Source organism: Sphaerisporangium aureirubrum, from assembly GCF_042658925.1.
GTDB lineage: Bacteria > Actinomycetota > Actinomycetes > Streptosporangiales > Streptosporangiaceae > Sphaerisporangium > Sphaerisporangium aureirubrum.
Map to the genome: position 1 here is coordinate 25947 of NZ_JBHSRF010000095.1, position 6674 is coordinate 32620.

The 6674-nt window shown below is 72.9% G+C and carries 4 protein-coding genes; 3 read left to right on the plus strand and 1 reads right to left on the minus strand.

Features of this window, described 5'->3' with window-relative positions:
• Positions 1-68: 68 nt before the first annotated feature.
• The 3 genes from ACFP1K_RS36230 to truA all read left to right on the plus strand — a co-directional run bounded on the left by ACFP1K_RS36230 (position 69) and on the right by truA (position 2998).
• On the plus strand, positions 69-1085 hold the full coding sequence (locus tag ACFP1K_RS36230) for a DNA-directed RNA polymerase subunit alpha (protein ID WP_380762056.1): 1017 nt from the start codon (positions 69-71) through the stop codon (positions 1083-1085).
• A gap of 119 nt (positions 1086-1204) precedes the next feature.
• Positions 1205-1747 carry a 50S ribosomal protein L17 gene (gene rplQ, locus ACFP1K_RS36235; RefSeq protein ID WP_380762058.1) on the plus strand — a complete coding sequence of 181 codons (543 nt, stop codon included), beginning with the start codon at positions 1205-1207 and terminating at the stop codon, positions 1745-1747.
• A gap of 342 nt (positions 1748-2089) precedes the next feature.
• Complete coding sequence (truA, locus tag ACFP1K_RS36240) at positions 2090-2998, plus strand: tRNA pseudouridine(38-40) synthase TruA (RefSeq protein ID WP_380762066.1); 909 nt, start codon at positions 2090-2092, stop codon at positions 2996-2998.
• A gap of 12 nt (positions 2999-3010) precedes the next feature.
• Here the strand turns inward: truA and ACFP1K_RS36245 are convergent, their stop codons facing one another.
• Entirely contained in the window at positions 3011-3934 is a 924-nt protein-coding gene (locus tag ACFP1K_RS36245) for a hypothetical protein (protein WP_380762060.1), read from the minus strand.
• Positions 3935-6674 lie beyond the last annotated feature (2740 nt).

Below are 6674 nucleotides of genomic sequence, written 5' to 3' on the forward strand. Positions count from 1 at the left end.
GCACAGGCGTGAAGTACCCAGTCGCGGTGGTCAAATAGCGGGCCCCGCGGAACCCAGGGGAGATTTACATGCTGATCGCACAGCGCCCGTCCCTCGTCGAAGAGTCGATCGAGGAGACCCGCTCCCGGTTCGTGATCGAGCCGCTGGAGCCCGGCTTCGGCTACACCATCGGCAACTCGCTGCGCCGCACGCTGCTGTCCTCCATCCCGGGGGCGGCCGTCACGAGCATCCGCATCGAGGGTGTGCTGCACGAGTTCTCGACCGTGCCCGGGGTCAAGGAAGACGTCACCGACATCATCCTCAACCTCAAGGCCCTGGTCGTCTCCTCCGAGCACGACGAGCCGGTCGTGATGTACCTCCGCAAGCAGGGGCCCGGCGAGGTCACCGCCGCCGACATCGCGCCGCCCGCGGGTGTCGAGGTGCACAACCCCGATCTGCACATCGCCACGCTCAACGGCAAGGCGAAGCTGGAGATGGAGCTGACCGTCGAGCGCGGTCGCGGCTACGTCTCCGCCGCTCAGAACAAGCAGCCCGGCCAGGAGATCGGCCGCGTGCCGGTCGACTCGATCTACTCGCCGGTGCTCAAGGTCACCTACAAGGTCGAGGCGACCCGAGTCGAGCAGCGCACCGACTTCGACCGTCTGATCCTGGACGTCGAGACCAAGCCGTCGATGAAGCCCCGCGACGCGGTGGCCTCCGCCGGCAAGACCCTGGTCGAGCTGTTCGGCCTGGCCCGCGAGCTGAACGTCGAGGCCGAGGGCATCGACATCGGCCCGTCGCCGACGGACGCGGCGCTCGCCGCCGACCTGGCGCTGCCGATCGAAGAGCTCAACCTCACCGTCCGCTCGTACAACTGCCTCAAGCGCGAGGGCATCCACACCGTGGGCGAGCTGGTCGCGCGCAGCGAGCAGGACCTCCTGGACATCCGCAACTTCGGTGCCAAGTCCATCGAAGAGGTCAAGCAGAAGCTGCACGAGATGTCGCTCGCGCTCAAGGACTCCCCGCCCGGGTTCGACCCGACCGCGGTCGCCGGCGGCGACTACGACGACGACGACGCGCGGTACGTCGAGACCGAGCAGTACTGACGGCCTTCCGGCCGGAGATTCCTGTCAACGGGGGCCTCGCGCGTCACCACGCCCGAGGCTCCCGGCCCGACCCCGGTACCTGACACGGCCGGAGCGGGTTACCTCTAAGGAGAACCAAAATGCCCAAGCCCGCGAAGGGCGCTCGTCTCGGTGGCAGCCCTGCCCACGAGCGGCTCATTCTGGCGAACCTCGCCACCCAGCTGTTCCAGCACGGCAAGATCCGCACCACCGAGGCCAAGGCCAAGCGTCTCCGGCCGCTGGCCGAGCGCCTGATCACCAAGGCCAAGCGCGGCGACATCCACAACCGTCGCCAGGTCCTCACCGTGGTCAAGGACAAGGGCGTCGTCCACCACCTCTTCACCGAGATCGCCCCCACCTTCGCGGAGCGTCCCGGCGGCTACACCCGCATCACCAAGCTGGGCCCCCGCCGCGGCGACAACGCCCCGATGGCCGTCATCGAGCTCGTCACCGAGCCCCTGACCGCCACCACCACGACCCGCCGCACCACCCCGTCGGCCCCGGCCCCGGCCCCCGCCCCCGCCGAGGAGGTCGTCGAACTCCCCGAGTCCGACACCCCCACCGACGCGACCACGGACGGCACCGAGCCCACCGACGCCCCTTCCGACAAGAAGGAAACCGACGAAAAGAAGGACGAGTCCTAACTCTCCCTCTTTTCCCGCCCCACCCCAACGGGCCTGCCACAACCTCGGCAGGCCCGTTCGGCATTTCCACCCCAGGAGAGGTTCGGGCGTTGGGGTTCGCGGTGCTGGGAGCCTGCGGCACGGGTTGAGTCACGGTGGAAGTCGGGGGTGTACGGCTTGCCAGGGGTACGGCGGGGGTGGTGCGGCGTTCATGGGTGGGCAAGTCGGGGGTGTGCGGCATGCCGGGCGGCGGGGGGGTGGGGATGGATGAGACGGTGGGGGCAGTTTGTTGTGGGCGGGTGAGTTTGGGGATCGGAGGGGAGGGTGGCGGTGAACTCGGGTGAGCCACGTATCGAGGGGGTGGTGACGGCGGTCTCGGCGGTCGTGGGGGATGAGCTGCGGGTGCGGCTGGACCTGGCGTATGAGGGGACCGAGTTCTCGGGGTGGGCACGGCAGCCGGATCGGCGCACCGTGCAGGGGGAGATCGAGGCGGCGCTCGGCAAGGTGTTGCGGCTGGATCCCGCGCCGTCCCTCACCGTGGCCGGGCGGACCGACGCCGGGGTGCACGCCCGGGGCCAGGTCGCGCATGTGGATCTTCCGTTCGCGGCCCTGAAGGCGGTGGAGCGGCGGGGGAACGGGAACCAGCCCGAAGGGCCTCAGACGGTCGCTGAGCGACTTTTCGCGCTGGGACGTAGGCTTACCGGGGTTCTGCCGCTGGACGTCCGTATTCACACCGTCACGGCCGCTCCTGAGGGCTTCGACGCGCGCTTCTCCGCCCTCTCCCGCCGCTACGCCTACCGGGTCTGTGACGCGCCCGGCGGGGTGGACCCCCTGCGGCGCAGGGAGGTCCTCTGGTACCCGAGGCCCCTCGATGTGACGGCCATGAACGCCGCCGCCTCACGGCTGATCGGGGAACACGACTTCGCCGCCTTCTGCAAGCGCCGCGACGGCGCCACCACGATCCGCGAGCTGCAGCGCCTCGACTGGGCCCGCGACCAGGAGGGCTTCCTGGTCGCCACGGTGGTCGCCGACGCCTTCTGCCACTCGATGGTCCGCGCCCTGGTCGGCTCCCTGCTGGCCGTCGGCGAGGGCCTGCGCCCGGCCGGCTGGCCCGGCACCGTCCTCGCCGCCGCCACCCGTGACTCCGGGGTCAACGTGGCACCCGCCCACGGCCTCTGCCTGGAAGAGGTCCGCTACCCCGACCCCGACCAGTTCCTGCCCCGCGCCCAGATGACCCGCCGCGTCCGCACCCTGACCCGCCCGGCCCAGTGAGCCGGGACGGGTTCAGTCGGTGAGGCGCTTCTCCAGCACGCCGGCCGTGTGGTCGCGCAGGACGCCGCTCACCGGCCCCAGGTCCTTCTCCTGCTTGGTCGGCGTGTGGCCGTCGCTGTAGGTGGCGAAGCTGAAGACGATGTAGCGGCCCCAGACGAGCCCTGCGGCGTAACCACCGGAGATGTCCGCCTTGTCGGCGCCACTGCCCGCCGGTCCCGCGAGGCCGCGGAACCAGATGGTCTTGCCGAGGTTCTTCTTCCGGTCCGCCGCCACCGCCGCGGCCTTGGTGGGGAAGACCGCGATACCCGTGGTGATCGCGTACTTCCGCCTGGCGTCGACGTACGTCGCCCGCAGCACCCGGGTGCACTTCTGCTGCTTCAGTGCCGTGGCGAACGTGCCCACCGCGAACTTGCCGCACTGGGCCGTGATGTCGGCCTTGACCCGCACGTACGTGCGGCCGTTCAACACCACGCGCTTCTGCCCGAAGGCCTCCTTTAGCCCGAGCTTCTTCGGGTCGGTCCGGTCGGAGTCCAGCATCGTGGTCTCGGCCGGTGTCGGCTCCGCGGGCAGCGTGTCCTCCGGCTCCGGAATCTGCGGATCCACCGAGGGAATGGGACTGGGTAGCGTCAACGGCTCATTCGGGCCTGAGTAGGCCTGGTACCCGAAGTAGGCCGCCGTCCCGATCGCCGCGACGGCCACCGCGACCCCCGCCGCCAGCACCGTCCTCTTCCGCGCCCCGGTGGGCGCCGGCTGCGGCACCGCCACCGGCGCCACCGGAACCAACGCTCCCGGCGGCACGAACGGCGGCCGCTCCACGACCCCCGAACTCCGCTCTCCACCTGTCCCCGGGCCGCCGGGACCGTTGCTGGATCCGGCCAGGCCGGTGCTCCCGCTCAGCCCGCTGGACCCGCTCCCGCCGATCGGCCCGGTCGCCACACCACTTCCGCCCGCGGACAGCCCGCTCGCCGCGACACCACTGGCCCCGGCCCCGAGTCCGCTCGTGCCCGGACCGGCCGAACTCCCCGCGCCTGCCGGCGAACCGGGAGGGGTGAGCGGAGTGGTGACACCGGTACCGCCGAAACCGGAGGAACCGAGAGGTGAAGTGACGCCGCCCGGCCCACCGGAAGCCCCGGGACCTGCCATGCCAGGGGCGGCCTGCCCCAGACCGGTAGGACCGCCGGGGTTGGCGGTGGGGGTGGTGGGACCGCCCGTCCCCGAAGCCGCGCCACGAGGAGCGCCTGCCGAGGTGGACGCACCGGTGGCACTACCGGCTGGATTACCTGGACCGCCCGTCGCCGTGGAGGGCCCACCCGCGGGTCCGCCCGTGCCACGTTCCACCGTCGGTGCCCCTGATCCCGGCCCCTCGGCGAGCGGGGTGGACGGCAGCGGCGCCAGGCTCCGCGGCGCCGGCGGCAGCGGCGTACCGGGCAGCCGTGGCGGAGGCAGGAGGGTTCCGGTCAACGGTTGCGACGCCGCCCCTGACGGCGGCGTACCGGGTGGCGAGCCCGGTCCCGGCGACGGCGGGGCCGTAGCCGAGGACGGCGCTGTCGGCGGCGATGCGGTGGGCGAGGCGCCCGAAGCGGAGAACGACGCGGGCCCGGTGGTCGACCCTCCGGTCCCCGCTGCCGCTGATCCCGCATTCGTGCCAGTCGCCGCCGGACCTGTGGCGGTGGAACCAGTGGCCGTGGCCCTCGTACCCGTCGGGTCCGTACCCGCGGCCGTCGTACCGCCGCCTGACGTTGTCGCCGGGGGAGGTGTGGCCGTGGTGCCCGCGTCTATCTGCGGTGCTTCGGACGGCTGGGAAGCACGGTCCTTCGCGGTGGCACCAGGCCCGGCGCCACGACCGGCCCCGGAGGGTGACGTCTCGCCAGGGCCCGAAGAGCGTGAGAAGGCGGTGCTGGTCAGCGGGGCCGGGGGCAGCGGAGTGCCCGGAGCGGGCCGTTCTCCGGCGCGTGAGCCGGATTCGGCCGCGGAGCTTCTCCCGCCCGACGGCCGGAACCCCTCCGGCGGCGTAGCGGAATCGGCGACCGAGCCACTCCTGCCGCCCGGCGTCGAGTCCCCGAAGTGCCGAGACGGAAGATCCGGAAGCGTGATCGGAGCCGGCGGCAACGGCGTCCCCGGCGCCCGATGCGAGCCCGAGGACGCCCCCTGCCCGCCCCCAGCCTTCGGCGGCGGCCCCGCCTGCGAACGCGGCAACGTCGGCACAGGACCCGCGCCAGACGTCGCCCCTCCCGATGGGGCACCACCAGGAACCGTCGCGCCAGGCGCCGTCCCTCCTGACGCTGTGGCCGGTGCGACTCCACCGGACGTTCCCGCGCCTGGGGTGGCCGTCCCAGACGTTCCCGTCCCTGGGGTGGCTGTCCCGGACGTTCCCGCGCCTGGGGTGGCCGTCCCGGACGTTCCCGTGCCTGGGGTGGCTGTCCCGAACGTTCCCGTGCCTGGGGTGGCTGTCTCGGACGTTCCCATGCCTGGCGTCGCCGTTCCCGTACCTGGCGCTGCTCCTCCGGGCGTTCCTGTGCCCGGCGTGGCCGTTCCGGAGGTCCCTGCGCCGGGCGTCGCCGTTCCGGGCGCCACTCCTGCCGACGTCGTGGTGCCCGGGGTTCCCAGGCCGGATGGCACTGAGCCCGGTGCTCCTGGCTGCGGTGAAGTGTTCCCCTGCCCTGACGGCGTGATGGCCGAAGGCGCCGACGGGTTGGTCGCGCCGGTTCCCGGTGTCGTGGTTCCTGCGCCCGGTGCTGTGTCGCTTGGGGGCACGGCGCCCGGGCCCGGAGGGCGGGGGGCCGGGATGGTCGGCGTGGCCGGGGTGGGCTCAGGTGGGGGGGAGGGAGCCGGGATGGTGGGGGACGGCTCCGGGGGCGGGGGGCTGGACGGCGGCCCCGGGAGTGGTGACGAAATGGGGGACGGGCCCGGCCCGGCCGAGGACGGCCCTGGGCCGGCCGGGGGCGGGAAGGTTCCGGCCGGTGAGACAGGTGATGGTCCTGAAGTGACCGGTGGGGGCGTCGCCCCCCCGGTGAACGGCGGTGTGGCGGGCGCCCCCCAGCCGACTGGCGGCGTCAGCGGCGGCGTCATCGGAGGCGGCACCGCCGAAGCCCCCGACCCGACCGCCGCCGTCCCTTGCTGCCCCGCTCCGCGAGGGTCCGTTACCCGCGACGAAGAGTGCACGCCCCCGGAGCCCGCGCCGCCCGCCGGCCCTGGCTGACCCAGGTAGTCGGCTTGGCCCGGCTGGCCCGGCTGGCCCGGCTGGCCTGCGTGGCCCGATTGGCCCGGTTGTCCTGCGTGGCCCGGCTGGGCCGCTTGGCCCGGCTGTCCTGCCTGGTTCGGGTAGCTCGGCTGGCCCAGGTGGCTCGACTGGCCTGCCTGGCCTGGCTGGCCCGTTTGGCCCGGCTGTCCTGCTTGGTTCGGGTAGCTCGCTTGGCTTACTTGCCCGGCCTGGGCGGCTTGGCCTGCATGGCTCGGGTAACTCGCTTGGCCCGGCTGGCCGAGGTGGCTCGACTGGCCTGGCTGGGGCGTGTGGCCGGGCCGGGGCGGTTGTGGGGGCTGTGATGGCTCGGGGGGCTGGGGCGGCCAGACGGGGATGTCGCCGTATGGGGGGAGGTTTCGGGCTCGTAGCTGACTGGGCGGTGGCTCGGGCGGGGGGGACCACAAGGGGTCCTGCGTGGGGGGCGGTGCCGAGGGC

What these genes read in the sequence shown, in the direction of transcription:
- rplQ (WP_380762058.1), top strand. Translation starts at nt 1,205, where the DNA reads ATGCCCAAGCCCGCGAAGGGCGCTCGTCTCGGTGGCAGCCCTGCCCAC.
- ACFP1K_RS36230 (WP_380762056.1), top strand. Translation starts at nt 69, where the DNA reads ATGCTGATCGCACAGCGCCCGTCCCTCGTCGAAGAGTCGATCGAGGAG.